Below are 20347 nucleotides of genomic sequence, written 5' to 3'. Positions count from 1 at the left end.
TGCTCAGCCTATGAACTCGGCCTTGCCGTCCGCCAGCAGATAAAACCCGTCCTGCGGCATCGGCAGTTCCAGCATTTCCTGCCGGGAAAGGCCGAGATAGAGCCCGCGGATCAGGCGCCCGAAGAGGCCGTGGGAAAGGGCAAGCGTTGGCGCCGTGACAGCTGAAAGCCACGCCTCGGCGCGGGCGAGGGCGGCTTCCAGCCCCTCGCCATCGGGGGTGCGGAAAAACCAGTCATAAGGGCCGCTGCCCGCGAGAACGCCAGGAAATTCAGCTTCGATCTCCCCCTGGGTCAGCCCGTCCCACGAGCCGCCGCTGACCTCGCGCAGGGCGGGGTCTTCGGCAAAGCTGAGGGTGGGGGGCAGAAAGCGGGCGATGTGCCCGGCCGTGGCCCGGGTGCGCCCCAGCGGGCTCATGAGCGCGCGTTCCGGCAGGATGGCGGAGCCGGCTAGGTGGCGGGCAAGGCAGACCCCCATAGCCTCTGCCTGCGCGCGCCCGGTGGCGGTCAGCGCGCTGTCGAGGGCGCCCTGATAACGCCCTTCGATATTCCACTCCGTCTCGCCATGGCGCAGCAGCCAGATCATTGTCGCGGGTCCATTCCTTCTTCCTTCACGGCGCGGGAGAGTGGCTGCCGGCGCGGGCCAAGGCAAGCGTCACTCTATTGTGATCAGCAACAGCCCGGGTGCGACGGCTTTCTGCCTTGCCATCGCCCCAAAGAACGGCCACATCGCCTTCAGGCCCCGTCGGGATTTTGTGAAAAAAGGAAGAGCAGGATGCGAGCTGGCCGGCCCCGTTTGAGGAGCAGCCTTTATGCGCTGACGCTGGCACTGGCAGCCGGAGCGTCAACCTTGCCCCCGGCGCTGGGGGCAGGCCCCGCGCTTGCGGCGACGACTGCGCCCGCCGTTGTCGCCGGCCTTTTCCATCCCACCAGCTTTACGCTCGATAACGGCCTTCAGGTCGTGGTGATCGAGAACCACCGTGCGCCGGTCGTCAGCCACATGGTCTGGTACAAGGTGGGCGCCGCGGACGATCCTGTCGGCAAGAGCGGTCTTGCCCATTACCTTGAGCACCTGATGTTCAAGGGCACGAAGGATGTGAAGTCCGGCGAGTTCTCCGCCATCGTCGCCCGCAATGGCGGGGATGAAAATGCATTCACCACCGAAGACTATACCGCCTTCTACCAGAATGTTTCCGCCGACCGGCTGGCGCTGGTCATGCGGCTGGAAGCCGACCGCATGCAAAACCTCGCCATTCCGGACGAGGAGGCGGTGCCGGAGCTGAAGGTGGTGCTGAACGAGCGCCGCCAGCGCATCGATGCCAGCCCCGGCGCATTGCTGCGCGAGGTGGCGAACGGCACGCTCTTTCTCCATCACCCCTATGGCACGCCCACCATCGGCTGGCCGGAGGAGGTGGCCGGTTTGAGCGTTGCCGATGCGCGCGCCTTCTATCAGCGCTGGTACGCGCCCAATAACGCCATCCTTGTGGTTTATGGCGATGTGACGCCGGATCAGGTGCGCACGCTGGCCGGCAAATATTATGGCCCCATCCCGCGCCGCGATGTGCCGGAGCGAAAGCGCCTTGCCGAGCCGGTGGTCGAGGCCCCGCGCCGGGTGGAGCGCGAGGATCCGCGCGTGACGCTCACCTCGCTGTCGCGCACCTATCTGGCGCCGAGCCACACAACCTCGCCGGCCTGGATCAAGGACGGGGTCAGGTATGATGCACCGCTCCAGGTGCTCTCCGAGATCATGGGCGGCGGCACCGGGCGCCTCTACCGCGCGCTGGTAATCGACCAGCACATCGCCAACTCCGCCGGCTTCTATTACAGCGAAACACGGCTCGATCTCGGTACGCTTGGCGTCTATGTCGTCGCGGCGCCGGACAAGGACATTGCCGATGCCGAAAAGGCCCTCGATGGCGAACTCGACAAATTGCTGAAGGACGGGGTGAGCGACGAGGAGGTGGAGCGAGCCAAACGGCACCTCATCGACCAGTCTGTCTATGCGGCTGACAGCGTACAGGGCCCGGCCCAGCTGTTTGGCGAGACGCTGGCAAGCGGCGGCACCATCGACGAGGTGGAGAACTGGCCGGCCGATATTGCCGCCGTTACCGCCGCTGAGGTGAATGAGGCGGCGCGCGCCGTCCTAGACAAGAACCATTCCGTGACCGCCATTCTGGCCCCCAAACCCGGCGCTGCGCCGGTGATGCCCACAGCGGGGGATATTTCGCCCGAGGAGAGCCTGCGATGAGCCGCCTTGCGCAAAGTCTGCTGTTTGCCTGCGCCCTGCTGCTTCTGGCGCCGGCCGCCTGGGCTACCGAGGTGCAGCAGGTCAAGAGCCCGGGCGGGCTGACCGCCTGGCTGGTGGAAGATCACAGCCAGCCGCTGATGGCCGTCTCTGTTGCCTGGCGCGGCGGCGCGGCAACCGATCCGGAAGGCAAGGAGGGGCTTTCCTGGCTGCTTTCCGGCCTGATGGACGAGGGCGCCGGCGATCTTTCGAGCGAGGCCTTCCAGGATGCGCTGGAAGATGCGGCGGTGCGTTTTTCCGCCGATGCGGCGGAGGATTATTTCACCGTCGGCTTCAAGACGCTGACGGCGCACCGCGACCGTGCCATCGAGCTTGTCCATATGGCGCTCACCAGCCCGCGCTTTGATGCAGAGCCGGTGGCCCGCATCAAGCAGCAGGTGCTCTCCGGTATCCGCGACGAGGTGACCGACCCCGGCGAGGTGGCCGGGCGGCTTTGGGAGCGCACCGTTTATGGCGATCATCCCTATGCCCGCCCGCTGGAAGGCACGGAGGCCAGCCTCACCGCACTGACACCGGACGATCTGCGCGGCTGGATGCGCGCGGCGCTGACGCGCGACCGGCTGGTGGTGGGTGTGACCGGGGATATTACCGCGGCTGAACTCGGGCCGATGCTCGACCGGCTCTTTGGCGATCTGCCGGAAAAGAGCACGCTTCCAAGGGTGCCGGCGCCGGTTTTCCACGGGCAGGGCAGCCTCAAGGTGGCCGAGATGGACGAGAAGCAGACGACGCTCGTCTTCGGCCAGCCGGGCATCACCCGCGCCGATCCGGATTTCATCACCGCCACGCTGGTTAACCGCATCCTTGGCGGCGGCGGTTTTACCTCCCGGCTGACGAGCGAAATCCGCGAGAAGCGGGGCCTCACCTACGGCATTGGCACCGGGCTGGTGCCCTATGCCGACAGCGGCATCATCTCCGGCGGCTCGCAGGTGGTAAATGCCGGGGCGGGGGAGGCGGTCAAGCTGCTGAAACAGGTGTGGCAGGAGATGGCAGACAAGGGCCCGACCGAGGCCGAGCTGGATGACGCCAAGACCTATCTCAGCGGCAATTTTCCGCTGAAGGTCGCCACCAGCGGGGCCATGTCCAGTTTTCTTGTCTCGATGCAGATCTATGATCTCGGCATTAATTACATGGACAAGCGCCAGCAGATCATCTCGGCGGTAACACTGGCGGATGCCCGACGCGTGGCCAAGCGCCTGCTGGACGAAAAATCCCTCGTCATCGTCGCCGCCGGCGCCCCCCAGGGGCTGGATGATGCCGAGAAGGTGGAGCCTCAGGCGGCGTTTAACTGACCTCAGATCACCGCGCCGCCAGCCCGTTCTATCAGCGGGCTGGCGGAGTGTTGCTTCCCCGTGTTATCAGAATACTTAGAAGTCTATCTGTTTTCTCTCCTGCCAAATTCTGACGGGGTGGAACGCTGAATGGACCGCTGAAAACACCGGGAGGAACAAAACCCATGAGCGACAGCAAGCCGGTTCTCATCGAGCGGCTGGGTGCCGTTACCGAGATCGTGCTCAATCGCCCCGCCCGGCTCAACGCGCTTGACCAGACGATGCTGGCAGGCCTGCAGGCGGCGGTGGCTGAGATAACCGCCGACAATGCCGTGCGGGCTGTGGTGCTGCGCGGGGCAGGGGATGCCTTTATGGCGGGCGGCGATATCGCGAGTTTTGCCGCTGCTCTCAACCTGCCGGCGGAGGAGCGCGACGAGCGCTTTACGGGATTTCTCAAGGCAGCGCAGGATTTCGCCCTCGCTTTTGCCCGCCTGCCGGTGCCGGTGGTGGCCGCGCTTCACGGCGCCGTCGCCGGCTTTGGCGTCAGCCTGATGGCCGGGGCGGATCTGGCGCTGGCGGCCGAAGGCACGGTGCTGACCACGGCCTACCGGCAGATTGGCCTGACGCCCGATGGCGGCATGAGCTGGCTGTTGCCGCGGCTTGTCGGCCATCGCCGGGCCATGGAGCTTTTGCTGCTGGCGGACCGCTTCGATGCGGCAACGGCGCTTTCCATCGGGCTCGTCAACCGGGTAGTGCCGGCGGACCGGCTGGTGGATGAGGCGCACGGTCTTGCCATGCGGATCGCCGCCGGGCCGGCCGGGGCGCAGCGCCGCCTCAAGGCCCTGATGGCGCAAAGCGCTGAAAACGGGCTGGCGGCACAGCTGGATGCCGAGGCCGGTTCCTTCGTGGCCCTCGCCGGCGAGGCTGATTTTGCCGAAGGCGTTGCCGCCTTTCTTGCCAAGCGCAAACCCGTTTTCGGCTGATCGCCGGAAAGCGGACGCAGAATAAACAGACAAACCCGCCAGTGGCCCGGGCCGGGCGCAGAGGCGGGATCAGGGAGACGATATGAGCCTCAAGGGACGCACCCTCTTCATCACCGGCGCAAGCCGCGGCATCGGCCGGGCAATTGCCCTGCGCGCCGCCCGCGACGGCGCCAATATCGCCATTGCCGCCAAGACGGCGGAGGAAAATCCGCGCCTTCCTGGCACCATCCATTCGGTGGCGGCGGAGATCGAGGCAGCCGGCGGCAAGGCGCTGGCGCTGATGGTCGATATCCGCGAAGAGGGCCAGATCGCCGCTGCTGTGGCGCAGACGGTGGAGGCCTTCGGCGGCATCGATATTCTCATCAACAACGCTTCCGCCATCAATCTGACCGGCACGCTTGAGACGCCGATGCGGCGTTTCGATCTCATGTTCTCCGTCAATGTACGTGGCACCTTCGCCTGCTCGCAGGCCTGCCTGCCGCACCTTTTAAAGGCGGAAAACCCGCATATCCTGACCCTGTCGCCGCCGCTCAACATGAATCCGCGCTGGTTTAAGGACCATGTCGCCTACACCATGGCCAAGTATGGCATGAGCATGTGCGTGCTGGGCATGGCGGAGGAGTTCCGGGAGAAGGGCGTTGCCGTCAACGCCCTGTGGCCGCGCACCGCTATCGATACGGCGGCGCTGCGCATGCTGGCCGCGGTGGCGCCCGGCGGGGTGGCGCCGGAGAATTGCCGCACGCCGGATATTCTGGCCGATGCCGCCCACTGGGTGCTGACCCGCCCGAGCCGTGAGCTGACCGGCCAGTTCCTCATCGATGACGAGGTGCTGGCAAAGGCCGGCGTCACCGATCTTTCCGGTTATGCGGTCACGCCGGGCGCACCGCTGGTGCCGGATTTCTTCCTCGACTGACGCTGCCACTGTCTTTGGTCATGGCCGATATCCCTCAGCCGGGGCGGATATCGGCAATGACCGGCAGGTGGTCGGAACAGTGCCGGGCCTCGCCATCGGTCCAGCGGGCGGTGATGTCCAGCCCGCGGGCGCAATAGATGCGGTCGAGGCTGAGGAACGGCATCCCGGCGGGGAAGGTAGCGAGGCGCACCTGCACCGGCAGCAGGCGGCCCATGACCCGTTGCACCGCGCCGAAGGGCAGCCATTCGTTGAAATCGCCAAGGGCGACGGTGGCCTGGCCGGAGCGGCCCTGAAGGATATCCCGGATATGCGCGGCCTGCCGGCTGCGTTCGGCGAGCGCAAGGCCGAGATGGACGGCGATGAGGTGCAGCGGCCCGGACGGCGTTTCGACCGTTGTCTCCAGCGCGATGCGCGGCTCCCGGGTACCATGGCTGATATCGTGTTTGACCGTACCGGAAAGCGGCCAGCGGCTGAAGACCACGGTACCGAACGCACCCTCCTTGCCGGTCATGGTATGCGCCTCGGCATGATGGCCGGTGGTGGGGTCATAGATGCGGTGCAGCCGGGCGATGGCCTGCGGCCCGCGCTCGCGCGTGTCCACTTCCTGCAGGGCGACGATATCGGGGGCGTGGCGTTCGATAAGGGCGGCGATACGGTCGATGTCGAACACGGCGTCGGGGCCGATGCCGCCATGGATATTCCAGCTCATCAGCCTCATTGTTGCTGCCCGACCCCGCTTTTACGCCTGCTTTCCTGAAGGAGGGGCACCTCGCATTTAGCAATGGCCCCTTTGGAATAAGGGAAGAGGCGGCGAAATCGATCCCGGCTTTTCAGGCTCCGGCAGCCGCCAGGCGGCCGGCACTCAGACTTTCGGCCGACAGCTTTACCATTTCGGCAATCTGCATCAGCTGCTTGGAGAGCGGGCTTGAGCTGCGCCAGATCATGCCGATGGTGCGTGAGGGCTGCGGCTCGCCGAACCGGGCAATTGAAACGGCGGCCGAGCGGGTTTCAACCCCGAGGGCCATTTCCGGGATGAGGGTGATGCCAAGGCCGGCGCCCACCATTTGCACCAGTGTGGAGAGCGAGCTGCCATCAAGGATCTCGCGCGGGGCGGCTGACTGCATGTTGCAGAAGGCCAGCGCCTGATCGCGAAAGCAGTGGCCTTCCTCCAGCAGCAAAAGGCGCATCTCGCGTAGCTTTTCCGGCGCCGGCACCGGTTTGCCCTCTTCTTCTCCCGGGCGGACCAGCACGAAGTTTTCGGTAAAGAGGGCGACTTCCGTCAGCGCGGGTTCGGAGACGGGCAGGGCGACGATGGCTGTATCCAGCCGGCCTTCCTGCAATTCCTGGATCAGGCGGGGTGTCAGCGTCTCGCGCACATGGATGTCGAGCGCGCCGTTCACGCGGGTGAGGTTGCCGACGATAGTGGGCAGCAGATAGGGCGCGACCGTGGGGATGATGCCGATGCGAAGGCGCCCCACCAGCCGGTCGCGGGAGGCGCGCGCCAGATCGCCGAGTGCGTCGACAGAGCGCAGGATCTCGCGCGCCCGCTCGACGAATTCTTCCCCGAAGCTGGTAAGGCGCACCTGGCGCGGCCCGCGCTCGAAAAGCTCGGTGCCCAGCGCTTCTTCCAGTTCCTTGACCTGCATGGAAAGCGCGGGCTGCGAGATGGCGCAGGCATCTGCCGCCCGGCCGAAATGGCCATGCTGCGCCAGCGCCTCGACATAGCGCATCTGCTTTAGGGTCAGATTGATCATAATCGGAGCTTATCGATACAATCAGAAAACACAACTTAATCTAATCATGCGGCTTTGATAGCCTTCTCCTCGCGGTGAAGAAGTGCAGCGCCGGTTGCCTTTGCCCCCCTCGCGGGTGGCCGGAGATGCTGCGCAACACCGCAAGGCCCATGGCTTGGACGAAATGTGGCCGCGTGGTCGCTTCCTGAAAATGGGGCGGCTCAAGGGGTGCCCGGTACTGCTCCGGGCACCCTGATCGCCTGATGCAGCACCGGTTTGATCGCAAGACCCTCGAAAGGGAGGATGACATGGACACAGCAATTCCGGAATCGGCGGCCAAGTGCCCGTTTGGGCATGGTGGTGCAACCAGCACCACGAGCGCCGGCACCACCAACCGCGAATGGTGGCCGAACCAGCTCAACCTCAAGATTCTGCACCAGAATTCCTCCCTCTCCGACCCGATGGGGAAGGGCTTTAACTATGCCGACGAGTTCAACAAGCTCGACCTCGCGCTGATCAAGCAGGACATCTTCGCGCTCCTGAAGGACAGCCAGGAATGGTGGCCGGCCGACTTCGGGCACTACGGCCCCTTTATGATCCGCATGGCCTGGCACAGCGCCGGCACCTACCGCACCGGTGATGGCCGCGGCGGCGCCGGGGCAGGGCAGCAGCGCTTTGCGCCGCTCAACAGCTGGCCGGACAACGTCAATCTCGACAAGGCGCGCCGCCTGCTGTGGCCGATCAAGCAGAAGTACGGCAACAAGATCTCTTGGGCCGACCTGATGATCCTCACCGGCAATTGCGCGCTGGAATCGATGGGCTTCAAGACCTTCGGTTTCGGTGGCGGCCGCGCCGATGTGTGGGAGCCGGAAGAGGACATCTACTGGGGTAACGAGACCACCTGGCTCGACGACAAGCGCTATAGCGGCGAGCGTAATCTGGAAGACCCGCTGGCCGCCGTGCAGATGGGCCTCATCTATGTCAATCCGGAGGGCCCGAACGGCAATCCGGACCCGATTGCCTCGGCCCGTGACATCCGCGAGACCTTCGCCCGCATGGCGATGAATGACGAAGAGACCGTGGCGCTGATCGCCGGCGGCCACACCTTCGGCAAGACCCATGGTGCCGGCGATGCCGCCCATGTCGGCCGGGAGCCGGAAGCCGGCGAAATCGAGCAGCAGGGCCTTGGCTGGGCCAGCAGCTACAAGTCCGGCAAGGGTGGAGATACCATCAGTAGCGGCCTTGAAGTCACCTGGACCTCGACGCCGACCAAGTGGAGCAACAACTTCTTCTGGAACCTGTTCGGTTATGAATGGGAACTGACGAAGAGCCCGGCCGGTGCCCATCAGTGGACGCCAAAGGGCGGCATGGGCGCCAATTCCGTGCCGGATGCGCATGATCCGACCAAGCGTCATGCTCCCTCGATGCTCACCAGCGACCTCGCGCTGCGCTTCGACCCGGAATATGAGAAGATCTCCCGCCGCTTCTACGAAAACCCGGACCAGTTTGCCGACGCCTTTGCCCGCGCCTGGTTCAAGCTGACCCACCGCGATATGGGCCCCAAGGTGCGGTACCTCGGCCCCGAGGTTCCGGCTGAAGACCTGCTGTGGCAGGACCCGGTACCGGCCGTCGACCATCCGCTGGTCGAGGCCAAGGATATCGCCGACCTCAAGGCGAAGATCCTGGCGAGCGGCCTTTCCGTGCCGGAGCTGGTTTCCACCGCCTGGGCGTCTGCCTCCACCTTCCGCGGGTCGGACAAGCGTGGCGGCGCCAACGGTGCCCGCATCCGCCTTGCCCCGATGAAGGACTGGGAAGCCAACCAGCCGGCACAGCTCGCCAGGGTGCTGGAGAAGCTGGAAGCCATCCAGACCGCCTTCAATGCTTCGGCTGCCGGCGGCAAGAAGATCTCGCTGGCCGATCTCATCGTGCTCGGCGGCTCCGCTGCTATCGAGAAGGCCGCGAGCGCGGCCGGTCATGCGGTCGAAGTGCCCTTCGCCCCTGGCCGTACCGATGCCTCGGCCGAGCAGACCGATGTCGAGAACTTCGCCGTTCTGGAGCCGGTGGCCGATGGCTTCCGCAACTACCAGAAGAAGCAGTACAGCCTGTCGGCAGAAGAGCTGCTGGTCGACAAGGCCCAACTGCTGACCCTCACCGCGCCGGAAATGACGGTGCTGGTGGGCGGCCTGCGCGTGCTGAACGCCAACTACGGCCAGTCCGACTATGGTGTCTTCACCAAGCGGCCCGAGACGCTGACCAACGACTTCTTCGTCAACCTGCTCGACATGGGCACGGTGTGGAAGGCGGTATCGGACGCCAGGGATGTGTTTGAAGGTACCGATCGCAAGACGGGCGAGAAGAAGTGGTCGGCCACCCGTGTCGATCTCGTCTTTGGCTCCAACTCCCAGCTGCGGGCTCTCGCCGAGGTTTATGGCCAGAGCGATGCGTCGGCCAAGTTCGTGAAGGACTTCGTTGCCGCCTGGGTCAAGGTGATGAACGCCGACCGTTTCGATCTGAAGGTTTGATCGAGAGCGGACGGATGAAAAGAGACGGGCGGCTCTCTAGGGCCGCCCGTTTTTTGTTTGTGTCGATCTGTCAGGCGGCCTCGCCGCGTCCGGTTGGCTGGATCAGGATGTCGGCAGAGATGCCGAGCTGGTCGTGCAGCTTGCGGATCATCTCGATCGAGAGGCTGCGTCGCCGGTTAAGGATCTCCGAAGTGCGGCTGCGCGTACCAAAAATCGGCTCCAGATCCTTCCGGCTCAGGCCCTGTTGTTCCATGCGGAATTCGATGGCGGCTATCGGATCGGGCGGGTCCATGGGGTAGTGCTGCGCCTCGTAAACCTCGATCAGCGTTGCCAGCACGTCGAGCCGGTCACCGTCAGTGGTGCCGCTCCTGGCGCCCCACAGCCGTTCAACCTCGGCAAGGGCGCTTTCGTAATCGGCTTCGCTGCGGATCGGTTTCAGCTCAGTTGCCATGGTTTATCTCCGTTACATCGATCCTGTAATAGGCCTTGTGGGTGCCGATCCATTTGATCCAGACGAGGTGCTTTTCGAAATCAATGGCGACGATAAGCCGGTAGTCATTGCCCTTGATGTTGAAGACAACCCGCTCCGCATCAACGATGCTCGCTGTTGCGTAACGCCGTCTGATGTCAGCCGGTGTGGCCCAGAGGGCCTTGCTGACTTCGCTGAACCAGGCATCGAGGGCGGCTTTGACCGCCTGATGGTCCTTGTGTCCGGCGAGGTTATCGCAGAACTCTCGCAAGGTGCGGCGGGCGATGATCCTCATGCACCAATACTAGCGCGGTCCCAATTCGGGATCAATGATGCTTTGTTGCCGGATTCAGGTGAAGCTCAGGAAGTGCCCGCAAGAGCTGAACCGACAATTCGGCCGAGGCCGAAACATCGCCGTCGCAGCCGCCCTATCTTCCCTGCCTGAAACGGGTGGCGGGAGAGGTGCAGATGTCGGGAATTGCAGAACGGCAAAACGCGGGGGCAGGCGAGCCGACGCCGCTGACAGCGGCTTTTCATCCCGCGCCTTATCGTTATTACGCGGCGCTTGCCGTAAACCGGCCCTTCGGTTTCGATCCCGCCTCCGGTCTCTGGATCGTCGCCTCTGCCGATCTGGTGGAAGCGGCGCTTGCCGATCCGCGCCTGCTTGTGCGCCCACCGGCCGAGCCGGTGCCCCCGACGCTACTGGGGAGTGAGGCCGGCCAGTTCTTTGGCCGGCTGGTGCGCATGACGGATGGTGAGGCCCCGCAGGCGCTGAAGCGGGCGATAGTGGCAACTCTCGGTGCCCTGACGCCTGAGAAGATCAGTGTGGCCGCAGCACGGGCCGGCAGGCTGATTGGCCTTGCCGGCGAGGCGCCGCTGGCGGCGCGTCTGACCCGCGCCCGGCAGGTGCTGGCGCCCTTGACGGTAGCCTTGCTGCTTGGCGTGCCGGAAGCCGCGCTTGCGCCCCTGCTTGCAGAAGAAACCGGCCCGGTTTCCGGTCTTGTCGCCGCGATTGCCCCCGGTGCGGATGCCGGGGGCATCCGGGCGGGGAGCGAAGGGGTAGCGCTGCTGCGACAGCTGATCGCCGCGGCGGGCGAGGGCGCGCTTGCCGAACTGGTGCGGCAGGCAGCGCGGGAGGGCATCCCGGCCGACGTGGCACTGGATAATGCCATCGGCTTCCTGACCCAGAGTTTCGATGCCACCGCCGGGTTGATCGGCGCGGTGGCGCTGGCCCTGGGGCGTTTGCCGGCCGCTGTCCTTGCGGACCTTGAAAGCGCCGCTGGGCGGCAGGCCTTCCTGCGCGAAGTTGCCCGCCATGATCCGCCCATTCACAACACGCGGCGGTTTGCCGGTGAGGCGATGGATTTCGCCGGGGAGCCGTTGCCGACCGGTGCCGGACTACTGCTGTTGTTTGCGGCGGCGAGCCATGACCCGGCCCGGTATGATGAGCCCGAACGTTTTGATCCGGCGCGGGACAATCGCTGGCTGCCCACTTTCGGCAGCGGGCGCCACGCCTGCCCGGGGCAGGCAATCGCCTTTGCCGTGGCCGAGGCGGTGCTGCTGGCGCTGCTGCCCCGCAGAGCAGAAGTCTGCCAACTGGTCGCCGGTTTTGATGCCGGTGGTGGCACCTGGCTGCGGCTTGCCAATGCCCGCATTGCTCTTTTCAGCTGACCTGTTTGTTTCCGGGAGACCTCTGATGATTGCCGTGATCTTTGAGGCCGTGCCTGCCGAAGGCGAGGGCCAACATTATCTCGATCTGGCCGCCGCGCTGCGCGGCGAGCTGGAGACCATGGATGGTTTTATCTCCATCGAGCGTTTCCAGAGCCTGACCAACCCGGGCAAGCTGCTGTCACTCTCCTTCTGGCGCGATGAAGCCGCCGTTTCGGCCTGGCGCAATCGCCCCGGCCACCGCGCCACACAGGCGAGGGGGCGCGGCGGCGTGTTTGCCGATTACCGGCTGCGGGTGGCAAGCGTGCTGCGCGATTATGGCCTCAACGAACGGGACGAAGCGCCGGCAGACAGCCAGGCTGCCCATGCCTGAGCCTTGTTTCAGCTGCTCGCGCGGCGGATGAGGCGGGCGCCGAGATCGATCTGGCGGGCCGGCTGGCCGGGATCCTCGATACGGGCCATCAGCAGGCGTGCGGCCTCGCGCCCGATTTCCTGTCGCGGGGTCTCGATGGTGGTGAGCGGCGGCGGTGTCCAGGCCGAGGCGCTGAAATCATGAAAGCCCACAACGGCCAACCGCTCCGGCACGGCCACGCCGTTCTGGCTGCACCAGAAGAGCGCGCCATGGGCAAGGTCGTCATTGCAGAAATAGACGGCGTCGCACGCCTCATGTTCGCGCAGCAGCTTCTGCACCAGCTCCGCGCCGAGCGGGATGGAGGAGGAGTGCGGCACGCGGATATCGAGTGCCGGATCATAGTGGCCGGCAGCCTGCAGCACATCGCGGCAGCCATCGCAGCGGCGGGTCGAGCGCGGGTCGAGTTGGGCGGCGACGATGGCGATGTGCCGGCGCCCCGTCTCCAGCAGATGGCGCCCGGCAATGGCCCCGGCATCGGTGTTTGAAAATCCCACCCATGAGCAATCGGCCCGCTCGCTGCTGTCCATCATATGCACGGCAGGGACGGAAAAATCCCCGAGCAGGCGGATGACGGTCTCGCTCTGGTCAATGCCGGTCAGCAGGATGCCGTCCGGCGCATATTCAAGGTGCTGCATTAAAAGCCGCTCTTCGGCCATCTGGTCTTCATAGCCGGTGATGCCGATCAGCATCTGGTAATCAAGCGCATCCAGGATCTGTTTGATGCCGGCGACCACCTCCACAAACACGATGTTGGTGAGGGAGGGGATCAGTACCGAGATGGTTTTGGAGCGGGCCGAGGCGAGGGCACTTGCCACCCGGCTTGGCACATAGCCCAGCCGGCGGCAGGCCTCGGTAATGCGCTCGCGTACCGGTTCGCTCACCGTCTCCGGATTGCGCAGGGCGCGGGAGACGGTAATGGCGCTGACCCCGACATCGCGGGCGACATCGGCCATCGTCGTGCGGCGACGGAAGGACGCCCGGGATTTTTGACCCTGCATGAAGACCCTCTTGGTGGCCCCTTGGCCTAGCATATTCCTGGTTTCGGAAGGGGCAGGATTTTGGCTTGCACTTAATCATGATAGCGCTAACATGCTGCGCCATGAAGAGGACGGCAGGTTGGGTGGTCAGGTGCTCACGCTTTGCCTGCTTTCTAAAAATGTTAGCGCTAACATAAGCGTCACTGCAAACGTAAGAACAACAGGGCAGTGCCGGCCAGGGCCGGAAAGCTGTTCCACAGGGTCTCAGAAAAACAGCCCGGACAAGCGGGCGCTGGGAGGAAAACATGTCCACGGATGGGCCCGCAGAGGCCGCCTCACCGGCGGCGCGGGCGATAAATCGCAGTTTTCGCGGGCTGGAACTCATCAACGGGCTGTGCCTGGCGGTGATGGTGATCATGGTCTTCGTCAATGTCGTGCTGCGTTATCTGTTCGGCACCGGCATTGCGGCGTCCGAGGAGCTTGCCCGGCTCGCCTTCGTCTGGCTGATCTTCATCGGGGCGGTGCTGGCCCTGCGCGAACGCGGCCATATCGGCGTCGACATGATGGTGCGGCGCCTCCCGCCGCTCGGCCGGCGGCTTTGCCTGTTGATCAATGATGTCGTGGTCCTGTGGATCCTCTGGCTGCTGGGCTCCGGCAGCTGGGAGCAGACGATCATCGGCCTTTCCGACGTCACGCCGGTCACCGGCATTCCCGTCGCCACCTTCAATGTTGCGGGCCTGTTCGTCGCTGTCAGCATGGCGGCCATCATCCTTGCCGAAATCTGGAAGCTGCTGACCGGTCGCCTCACCGACGCTGAGATCGCGGCGTATCACGGCCATACCGGCGCAGAGGGCTGACGAACATGATCATCGCCATCTTCCTCGTCGTCCTGCTGGCCTTCATGGCGCTTGGCATGCCCATCGCCTTTGCGCTGATGCTGAGCGGCATCGCCATGATGATCCATCTGGGATATTTCGACTCCCAGCTGCTGGCGCAGAACATGCTGGCCGGCGCGGATAATTTCCCGCTCATGGCCGTGCCCTTCTTCATGCTGGCCGGCGAACTCATGAATGCCGGCGGCCTGTCGCGCCGTATCGTCGATCTGGCGGTCAGCCTTGTCGGCCATATGCGCGGCGGCCTCGGTTATGTCGCCATCGGCACTGCCGTGGTGCTGGCCAGCCTTTCCGGCTCGGCGATTGCCGATACGGCGGCGCTGGCGGCCTTGCTGGTGCCGATGATGAAGAACAACGGTTACCGGGCGCAGCCGGCAAGCGCGCTGGTGGCTGCCGGCGGCATCATCGGCCCGGTCATCCCGCCCTCGCTGCCCTTCATCATCTTTGGCGTTGCCACCAACACCTCGATCACCCGCCTGTTCTTCGCCGGCGTGATGCCGGGCATCCTGATGGGCGTGGTACTGGTGCTGCTGTGGGCCCGCACCACCGGCCGCGAAGCGGTGACGCCCAGCCCACGCCAGTCCTGGGGCGAACGCTGGACGGCGTTTCGCCGGGCGGGCTGGGCGCTCATGCTGCCGGTCCTCATCATCGGCGGCCTGCGCGGCGGGCTCTTTACTCCCACCGAGGCCGCCGTGGTGGCCGCCGCCTATGCGCTGATCGTCAGCCTGCTCGTCTACCGCGAGCTGAAGCTGCCGGAGCTGCTGGCGCTGCTCATCTCCGCTTCCAAGACCACGGCAGTGGTGTTGTTCCTGTGCGCCGCCGCGCTGGTTACGGCCTACATGATCACGCTTGCCAACCTGCCGGGTGAACTGGCCGGGCTGCTCGGGCCGCTCCTGCATTATCCGCGGCTCTTCATGCTGGCGGTGGTCATCCTGCTGCTGCTGGTCGGCACCGCCATGGACCTTACCCCCACCATCCTCATCCTCGGCCCCGTGCTGATGCCGCTCGCGGTCAAGGCACACATCGACCCGGTCTATTTCGGGGTGATGTTCGTGCTGGTGGGGGTAGTCGGGCTGCTGACGCCGCCGGTCGGCAGCGTGCTCAGCACGGTTTGCGGCATTACCCGCGTGCGCATGGAGCAGATCGTCCCCGCGGTCATGCCCTATGTCGCCGCCTACACCGGGCTTATCGGGCTGTTCATTCTCTTCCCGCAGCTCATCACCGTTCCCGCCCGGTGGCTTTACTGACCCCAACAAAAACCATCAAAAAAACAGGAGGAAATCCAGGATGTCGAAACTGCTCAAGATCGTGATGGCCGCTGCAACCCTGACCATGGTCAGCGCCGGCGCCCATGCCGCCGACGATGTGAAGGCCCGCAACATCCGTTTTGGCTACGGCCTCAACGAGGACAGCGTGCAGGGCCGTGCGGCGCGTTATTTCGCCGACGAGCTGGCCAAGGCCAGCGATGGCAAGCTCAAGATGATGACCTTCGGCGGCGCCTCGCTCGGCTCTGACAGCCAGATGCAGTCGGCGCTCCAGGGCGGCGCGCAGGAAATGATGGTTGGCTCCACCGCCACGCTGGTCGGCATCGTCAAGGAATATGGCGTCTTTGACTTCCCCTTCCTCTTCAACAATGAAAAGGAAGCGGACGCGGTGCTGGATGGTGACTTCGGCACCAAGCTGATGAAGAAGCTCGACGAGAAGGGCCTCGTCGGCATCGTCTATTGGGAAAACGGCTTCCGCAACCTGACCAACAACAGCCATCCGGTCGCCAAGGTTGAAGACCTGTCCGGCATCAAGCTGCGCGTGATGCAGAACCAGGTGGCGCTCGACGTGTTCCAGACCATGGGCGCCAACGCGGTGCCGATGGCCTTCTCCGAGCTGTTCTCGGCGCTGGAAACCGGCGTTGTGGATGGCCAGGAAAACCCGGTCAACACCATCGAAAGCTCCAAGTTCTATGAGGTGCAGAAGTATCTGAGCCTCACCAAGCACGTTTACAGCCCGTGGATCGTCATGGCCTCCAAGAAGTGGTGGGACGGTCTTTCCTCCACCGAGCAGGGCATGATCGAGAAGGCCGCCGTTGCCTCGCGCGATTTCGAGCGCAAGGACAACCGTGCCGGTACCGCCAAGGCTCTGGACGCACTGAAGGCCGACGGCATGCAGGTGACCGTGGTTTCCGATGCCGAGCTTGACCGCATGCGCGAGGTGGTGAAGCCGGTGATCGAGAAGTTCTCCAAGCAGTATGGCGAAGAGACCAGCAACGAGCTGATGGCTGCCATCAAGGCCGCCCGTAACTAGGCCTTACCGTATCAATGGTTCCGGGAGCGCGGGCGGGGAAAACCCGCGCTCCCTTCTTTCCGCAACCGATACCCGACTACTTCAGGCAGGTGAGTGCTCCATGGCCACCGACAAACCCAAACTGCGCAGCCAGCAATGGTTCGACGATTCCGCCGACCCGGGCATGACCGCGCTTTATATGGAGCGTTACCTGAATTTTGGCCTGACCCGCGAGGAGCTGCAGTCCGGCCGGCCGATCATCGGCATTGCCCAGACCGGCAGTGATCTTGCCCCCTGCAACCGCCATCATCTGGAACTGGCGGTGCGGGTGAAGGAAGGCATCCGCGATGCCGGCGGCATCGCTCTGGAATTTCCGGTCCATCCGCTGCAGGAAACGGGCAAACGCCCGACCGCGGCGCTCGACCGCAACCTTGCCTATCTCTCGCTGGTGGAAGTGCTGCATGGCTACCCGCTTGATGGCGTGGTGCTGACCACCGGCTGCGACAAGACCACGCCGGCGTGCCTGATGGCGGCGGCGACCGTCAACCTGCCGGCCATCGTTCTCTCCGGCGGGCCGATGCTCGACGGGCACTGGCGCGGCCGGCTTGCCGGCTCCGGCGCCGTGATCTGGGAAGCGCGCCAGCGCCATGCCGCCGGCGAGATCGATTATGCCGAGTTCATGGAGATGGCAGCAGCCTCCGCCCCGTCGGTCGGCCACTGCAACACCATGGGCACGGCCCTTTCCATGAACTGCCTTGCCGAGGCGCTGGGCATGTCGCTGCCTGGCTGCGCTTCCATTCCCGGCCCCTACCGGGAGCGCGGGCAGATGGCCTATGCCACCGGCAAGCGCATCGTCTCGCTGGTAACGGAAAACCTGCGCCCGTCGGACGTCATGACCAAGGCGGCGTTCGAGAATGCCATCGTGGCGGCTTCCGCCATCGGCGCCTCCAGCAACTGCCCGCCACATCTTATCGCCATTGCCCGGCATCTGGGCGTCGACCTCTCGCTGGAGGACTGGCAGCGCGTCGGCCGCAATGTGCCGCTGCTGGTTGATTGCCAGCCGGCCGGTGCCTGGCTCGGGGAATCCTTCCATCGGGCGGGCGGCATGCCGGCGGTGCTGGCGGAACTCAATCGTGGCGGCCTCATCCGCGGCGAGGCGCGCACCGTGGGTGGCACCAGCATGGCGGAGCAGATCGCAAAGGTGCCGGAGCCCGACCGCCGGGTGATACGCTCGATGGCCGAACCGCTCAAGGAGCGCGCCGGTTTCGTCGTGCTCTCTGGCAATCTCTTTGATGCGGCGGTCATGAAGGCCTCCGTTATCAGCGAGGAATTCCGCCAGCGTTATCTCTCCGCGCCGGGCGCCGAGAATGTGGTGACGCTGCGCGCTATCGTGTTCGAGGGGCCGGAGGATTATCACGGCCGCATCAACGACCCGTCGCTTGATGTCGATGCCAACTGCATTCTCGTTATCCGCAATTGCGGCCCGGTCGGTTATCCGGGCTCGGCGGAGGTGGTCAACATGCTGCCACCGGACCGGTTGGTTCGGCAGGGTATCGCCCAGCTTCCCACCATGGGCGACGGGCGCCAGAGCGGCACCTCGGCCAGCCCCTCCATCCTCAATGTATCGCCGGAAGCGGCGGTGGGTGGCGGCCTTGCCATCCTGCGTACCGGCGATCTGATCCGGCTCGACCTCAATAGCGACCGGGTCGACCTGCTGGTGGATGAGGCGGAGATGGAAAGCCGGCGCGCGGCGCTGGTAGCGCCGACGCTCAGGAACCAGACCCCATGGCAGCAGATGTACCGCGAGCAGGTGGGGCAGCTCTCGACCGGCGCCTGCCTTGAGCCGGCGACCTTCTATCTGGATGTGCTGGGCGAACGCGGCGTGCCGCGGCATTCGCACTAAGGCCAAAACCCTGACCGGCAGCCCCGGCGCCTTGCTTCAGGCCTGGCTGCCGGTCAGGCTCTCTGCCTCCCGCCGGAACAGCGCGGCAAGGGCAGTGAGGCAGGCGGCAACCGCCGGCCGTTCCTTCATGTCCTCATGCACCATCAGGAAAATATCCTCCTGAAGCTCCGGCGGTGGCGGGCAGACCGGGCGGAGCGCCGGGTCGCCGGCCCCCAGAAAACAGGGCAGCAGCGCGGCGCCCAGCTTCTGCTGCACCGCTTCCAGCCGCTGCGGTACTTCGTCGAGGCGCAGGCGGCTTGTGGCCGCCACCTTGCCGGTAGCAGCTTCCGCCGCAAGAAACGCTTGCTGCCAGCTCGCCTGCCGGCTCTCCGGGGCATCGCTAAGGCCGATGACGGAAACGGGCTCCGCGCGCGCCAGCAGATCGGCATGAGCATAGAGGCTGAAGCCGATACGCCCGATACGACGCACGGCAAGCGGCCCGCTTTCCGGCGGGCGGCGCATGCGCAGCGCTATGTCGGCTTCACCCTTGGTCAGGCTCAGCGCCTCGCGCGTGCCGATGAGCTGCAGCTGGCAGCCCGGCACCGCTTCCAGCAGCCCACCCAAATGGCGCGTGAGGAAGAGGGCAACCGAGCCGGTGGTGGTAAGGCGCAGCGGGGCGGCTTCCTCCGCTGCCGCGCTGCGGGCAAGCCGGGCAAAATCGGCGGCATTTTCCGCCATGCGCTCGGCGGCAAGCAGCACGCGGTCGCCAAGGGCAGTCAGGGCCAGGCGGTTGGGCAGCCGGTCGAAAAGGCGGGCGCCGAGCCGCGCTTCCAGCGCGCGCAAATGCCGGCTGACGGTCGCTTCGCTGACACCCAGCCGGCGTGCCGCCGGGCCGAGTGCACCGGCCAGCGCAATGGCGCGGAAATAACGCAGTTCCTCCCAGCCGGGCTCGATCTCGTTCAAGGCGCTGGGCATGGCGGCGCGATGAGCCCGGCAAGGGCGGCATGCTGGAGCAGCATGATGGTCTTGCCATCCTGGATGCGCCCGTCGCGGATCATGGCGAGCGCCTGCCCGAGCGGCAGCTCGATGGTCTCGATCTCCTCGCCTTCCTCCGCGTTGCCACCGCCGGCATGGGTGCGAGCCTCGGCCGTCACCGCGGCGACGAAGAAGTGCAGCCGCTCGGTAACGGAGCCTGGGCTCATATAGGCGGTAAAGACTTCCTCGACCGCCGGCAGGGTAAAGCCGGCTTCTTCTTCCGCCTCGCGGCGGATGGCATCGGCCGGGGCGTCGCTGTCGAGCAGGCCGGCCGGCACTTCCATGAGCATGCCGTCGGCATGGCCATTCACATAGGCCGGCAGACGGAACTGGCGGGTGAGGAACACGGTGCCGCGCGCAGGATCATAGAGCAGGATGGCGGCGCCATTGCCGCGGTCATAGGCCTCGCGGCTGTAGCTCTGCTCGCTGCCATCGCGGCGGCGGTGGCGCACGCGGTATTTGCGCAGTACATACCAGTCGTCCGACAGCGTCTCGAACCCTTCAAGGGTAATGGCCGGGTTGCTCATGCAAAGCCCCTTGTTTCGGCCAGCGGCGGTACCGCTTCGATGCCGTGATAGACGGCAAGCTTGTTGGCACGGGCAATCGCCACCATCTCGTCCGCCCCGGTGCTGGCGCCGCCAATGCGCACCACCCCGTCCAGCCGGGGCAGAAGGCGCCGGGCGAGGGGATGGAATATCTCGTTGAAGGCTGCATCGCCGATGGCGGTGGAGCCGGCAGCCTCGATCATCGGCAAAGCCAGCGCCTCCCCGGTCAGCGGCATGTGGCCGGCGCGGTAAAGCTGCAGGGAGGCTTCGGTCATCGCCGCCATGTTGGCCGCGATCTTTGCCGGATCGTCACCGGTGCCGGAGCGGTAGGGGCCGGCCACCAGCAGCAGCAGGGGGCGGGAAACGGGAGCGGGGCTGGTCATGGCGCAGGGGCTCTCAAAGGCTGGGCGGGCGGACGATTTTATTCGTCCGAGGCCAGCATATTTGAGGGCATTCTATCCTTGAGCCC

20 protein-coding genes are annotated in these 20347 nt (G+C 65.2%); 11 read left to right on the top strand and 9 right to left on the bottom strand.

The annotated features are described in order from the left end of the window. Positions 1-3: 3 nt before the first annotated feature. Positions 4-582 carry a histidine phosphatase family protein gene (locus QTL98_RS14180; RefSeq protein WP_445679117.1) on the bottom strand — a complete coding sequence of 193 codons (579 nt, stop codon included), beginning with the start codon at positions 580-582 and terminating at the stop codon, positions 4-6. 210 nt (positions 583-792) lie between these two features. Between QTL98_RS14180 and QTL98_RS14175 the strand changes: the two genes are divergently transcribed. The 4 genes from QTL98_RS14175 (at position 793) to QTL98_RS14160 (ending at position 5465) form a co-directional block, all read left to right on the top strand. Next, a complete protein-coding gene (locus QTL98_RS14175; RefSeq protein ID WP_445679116.1) occupies positions 793-2244 on the top strand; it encodes a M16 family metallopeptidase in 1452 nt (483 codons plus the stop codon). Continuing rightward, on the top strand, positions 2241-3590 hold the full coding sequence (locus QTL98_RS14170; RefSeq protein ID WP_445679115.1) for a M16 family metallopeptidase: 1350 nt from the start codon (positions 2241-2243) through the stop codon (positions 3588-3590). The genes QTL98_RS14175 and QTL98_RS14170 overlap by 4 nt, the downstream gene beginning before the upstream one ends. 164 nt (positions 3591-3754) lie before the next feature. Further along, a complete protein-coding gene (locus tag QTL98_RS14165) occupies positions 3755-4552 on the top strand; it encodes an enoyl-CoA hydratase/isomerase family protein (protein ID WP_445679114.1) in 798 nt (265 codons plus the stop codon). A gap of 82 nt (positions 4553-4634) precedes the next feature. Beyond that, positions 4635-5465, top strand: coding sequence for an SDR family oxidoreductase (locus QTL98_RS14160; protein ID WP_445679113.1), 831 nt, complete (start codon positions 4635-4637; stop codon positions 5463-5465). 34 nt (positions 5466-5499) lie between these two features. Here QTL98_RS14160 and QTL98_RS14155 read toward each other — a convergent pair whose 3' ends face one another. Together QTL98_RS14155 and QTL98_RS14150 are read right to left on the bottom strand one after the other, a co-directional pair. Next, on the bottom strand, positions 5500-6174 hold the full coding sequence (locus QTL98_RS14155; protein WP_445679112.1) for an endonuclease/exonuclease/phosphatase family protein: 675 nt from the start codon (positions 6172-6174) through the stop codon (positions 5500-5502). Positions 6175-6295: 121 nt separating this feature from the next. Further along, positions 6296-7219, bottom strand: coding sequence for a LysR substrate-binding domain-containing protein (locus QTL98_RS14150; protein ID WP_445679111.1), 924 nt, complete (start codon positions 7217-7219; stop codon positions 6296-6298). Between the two features lie 287 nt (positions 7220-7506). Here QTL98_RS14150 and katG point away from each other — a divergent pair, with 287 nt between their 5' ends. Next, complete coding sequence (gene katG, locus QTL98_RS14145; protein ID WP_445679110.1) at positions 7507-9720, top strand: catalase/peroxidase HPI; 2214 nt, start codon at positions 7507-7509, stop codon at positions 9718-9720. Between the two features lie 70 nt (positions 9721-9790). Here the strand turns inward: katG and QTL98_RS14140 are convergent, their stop codons facing one another. Together QTL98_RS14140 and QTL98_RS14135 are read right to left on the bottom strand one after the other, a co-directional pair. Further along, positions 9791-10171, bottom strand: a complete 381-nt coding sequence (locus tag QTL98_RS14140) for a helix-turn-helix domain-containing protein (RefSeq protein ID WP_445679109.1) — start codon at positions 10169-10171, stop codon at positions 9791-9793. Next, a complete protein-coding gene (locus QTL98_RS14135) occupies positions 10161-10484 on the bottom strand; it encodes a type II toxin-antitoxin system HigB family toxin (protein WP_445679108.1) in 324 nt (107 codons plus the stop codon). The genes QTL98_RS14140 and QTL98_RS14135 overlap by 11 nt, the downstream gene beginning before the upstream one ends. 173 nt (positions 10485-10657) lie before the next feature. Between QTL98_RS14135 and QTL98_RS14130 the strand changes: the two genes are divergently transcribed. After that, positions 10658-11860 carry a cytochrome P450 gene (locus QTL98_RS14130; RefSeq protein WP_445679107.1) on the top strand — a complete coding sequence of 401 codons (1203 nt, stop codon included), beginning with the start codon at positions 10658-10660 and terminating at the stop codon, positions 11858-11860. 25 nt (positions 11861-11885) lie between these two features. Next, complete coding sequence (locus tag QTL98_RS14125; RefSeq protein ID WP_445679106.1) at positions 11886-12230, top strand: antibiotic biosynthesis monooxygenase family protein; 345 nt, start codon at positions 11886-11888, stop codon at positions 12228-12230. Between the two features lie 8 nt (positions 12231-12238). On the opposite strand, the gene gntR is transcribed toward QTL98_RS14125, so the two are convergent. Continuing rightward, a complete protein-coding gene (gntR, locus tag QTL98_RS14120) occupies positions 12239-13267 on the bottom strand; it encodes an HTH-type transcriptional regulator GntR (protein ID WP_445679105.1) in 1029 nt (342 codons plus the stop codon). Between the two features lie 284 nt (positions 13268-13551). Between gntR and QTL98_RS14115 the strand changes: the two genes are divergently transcribed. From QTL98_RS14115 to QTL98_RS14100, 4 genes are all read left to right on the top strand, one after another. After that, the gene (locus QTL98_RS14115; RefSeq protein WP_445679104.1) at positions 13552-14103 is read left to right on the top strand and encodes a TRAP transporter small permease; all 552 of its coding nucleotides are present in this window, start codon (positions 13552-13554) and stop codon (positions 14101-14103) included. Between the two features lie 5 nt (positions 14104-14108). Then, positions 14109-15386 (top strand): TRAP transporter large permease, encoded by a 1278-nt coding sequence (locus QTL98_RS14110; protein WP_445679103.1) that lies wholly within the window; start codon positions 14109-14111, stop codon positions 15384-15386. Positions 15387-15426: 40 nt separating this feature from the next. Beyond that, on the top strand, positions 15427-16437 hold the full coding sequence (locus QTL98_RS14105) for a TRAP transporter substrate-binding protein (protein WP_445679102.1): 1011 nt from the start codon (positions 15427-15429) through the stop codon (positions 16435-16437). 100 nt (positions 16438-16537) lie between these two features. Then, a complete protein-coding gene (locus QTL98_RS14100; protein ID WP_445679101.1) occupies positions 16538-18319 on the top strand; it encodes an IlvD/Edd family dehydratase in 1782 nt (593 codons plus the stop codon). Positions 18320-18355: 36 nt separating this feature from the next. Here the strand turns inward: QTL98_RS14100 and QTL98_RS14095 are convergent, their stop codons facing one another. The 3 genes from QTL98_RS14095 to QTL98_RS14085 are packed head-to-tail and all read right to left on the bottom strand — an operon-like array spanning position 18356 to position 20261. Continuing rightward, positions 18356-19273, bottom strand: coding sequence for a LysR family transcriptional regulator (locus QTL98_RS14095; protein WP_445679100.1), 918 nt, complete (start codon positions 19271-19273; stop codon positions 18356-18358). After that, a complete protein-coding gene (locus QTL98_RS14090) occupies positions 19258-19860 on the bottom strand; it encodes an NUDIX domain-containing protein (protein WP_445679099.1) in 603 nt (200 codons plus the stop codon). Before QTL98_RS14090 ends, QTL98_RS14095 begins: the two co-directional genes overlap by 16 nt. Then, entirely contained in the window at positions 19857-20261 is a 405-nt protein-coding gene (locus QTL98_RS14085; RefSeq protein ID WP_510637491.1) for a DUF4406 domain-containing protein, read from the bottom strand. The genes QTL98_RS14090 and QTL98_RS14085 overlap by 4 nt, the downstream gene beginning before the upstream one ends. Between the last annotated feature and the right edge of the window lie 86 nt (positions 20262-20347).

The sequence above is a fragment of the Radicibacter daui genome, assembly GCA_030657355.1.
Lineage (GTDB): Bacteria > Pseudomonadota > Alphaproteobacteria > Radicibacterales > Radicibacteraceae > Radicibacter > Radicibacter daui.
Note: the sequence above shows the minus strand (reverse complement) of the source record. Positions and strands in the feature narration are given on the sequence as shown.

Excerpts from the sequence above, each read along its gene's own strand:
- QTL98_RS14180 (WP_445679117.1), bottom strand. The coding sequence starts at position 582 with ATGATCTGGCTGCTGCGCCATGGCGAGACGGAGTGGAATATCGAAGGG.
- QTL98_RS14170 (WP_445679115.1), top strand. The coding sequence starts at position 2,241 with ATGAGCCGCCTTGCGCAAAGTCTGCTGTTTGCCTGCGCCCTGCTGCTT.
- QTL98_RS14165 (WP_445679114.1), top strand. The coding sequence starts at position 3,755 with ATGAGCGACAGCAAGCCGGTTCTCATCGAGCGGCTGGGTGCCGTTACC.
- QTL98_RS14160 (WP_445679113.1), top strand. The coding sequence starts at position 4,635 with ATGAGCCTCAAGGGACGCACCCTCTTCATCACCGGCGCAAGCCGCGGC.
- QTL98_RS14155 (WP_445679112.1), bottom strand. The coding sequence starts at position 6,174 with ATGAGCTGGAATATCCATGGCGGCATCGGCCCCGACGCCGTGTTCGAC.
- QTL98_RS14150 (WP_445679111.1), bottom strand. The coding sequence starts at position 7,219 with ATGATCAATCTGACCCTAAAGCAGATGCGCTATGTCGAGGCGCTGGCG.
- katG (WP_445679110.1), top strand. The coding sequence starts at position 7,507 with ATGGACACAGCAATTCCGGAATCGGCGGCCAAGTGCCCGTTTGGGCAT.
- QTL98_RS14140 (WP_445679109.1), bottom strand. The coding sequence starts at position 10,171 with ATGGCAACTGAGCTGAAACCGATCCGCAGCGAAGCCGATTACGAAAGC.
- QTL98_RS14135 (WP_445679108.1), bottom strand. The coding sequence starts at position 10,484 with ATGAGGATCATCGCCCGCCGCACCTTGCGAGAGTTCTGCGATAACCTC.
- QTL98_RS14130 (WP_445679107.1), top strand. The coding sequence starts at position 10,658 with ATGTCGGGAATTGCAGAACGGCAAAACGCGGGGGCAGGCGAGCCGACG.
- QTL98_RS14125 (WP_445679106.1), top strand. The coding sequence starts at position 11,886 with ATGATTGCCGTGATCTTTGAGGCCGTGCCTGCCGAAGGCGAGGGCCAA.
- gntR (WP_445679105.1), bottom strand. The coding sequence starts at position 13,267 with ATGCAGGGTCAAAAATCCCGGGCGTCCTTCCGTCGCCGCACGACGATG.
- QTL98_RS14115 (WP_445679104.1), top strand. The coding sequence starts at position 13,552 with ATGTCCACGGATGGGCCCGCAGAGGCCGCCTCACCGGCGGCGCGGGCG.
- QTL98_RS14110 (WP_445679103.1), top strand. The coding sequence starts at position 14,109 with ATGATCATCGCCATCTTCCTCGTCGTCCTGCTGGCCTTCATGGCGCTT.
- QTL98_RS14105 (WP_445679102.1), top strand. The coding sequence starts at position 15,427 with ATGTCGAAACTGCTCAAGATCGTGATGGCCGCTGCAACCCTGACCATG.
- QTL98_RS14100 (WP_445679101.1), top strand. The coding sequence starts at position 16,538 with ATGGCCACCGACAAACCCAAACTGCGCAGCCAGCAATGGTTCGACGAT.
- QTL98_RS14095 (WP_445679100.1), bottom strand. The coding sequence starts at position 19,273 with ATGCCCAGCGCCTTGAACGAGATCGAGCCCGGCTGGGAGGAACTGCGT.
- QTL98_RS14090 (WP_445679099.1), bottom strand. The coding sequence starts at position 19,860 with ATGAGCAACCCGGCCATTACCCTTGAAGGGTTCGAGACGCTGTCGGAC.
- QTL98_RS14085 (WP_510637491.1), bottom strand. The coding sequence starts at position 20,261 with ATGACCAGCCCCGCTCCCGTTTCCCGCCCCCTGCTGCTGCTGGTGGCC.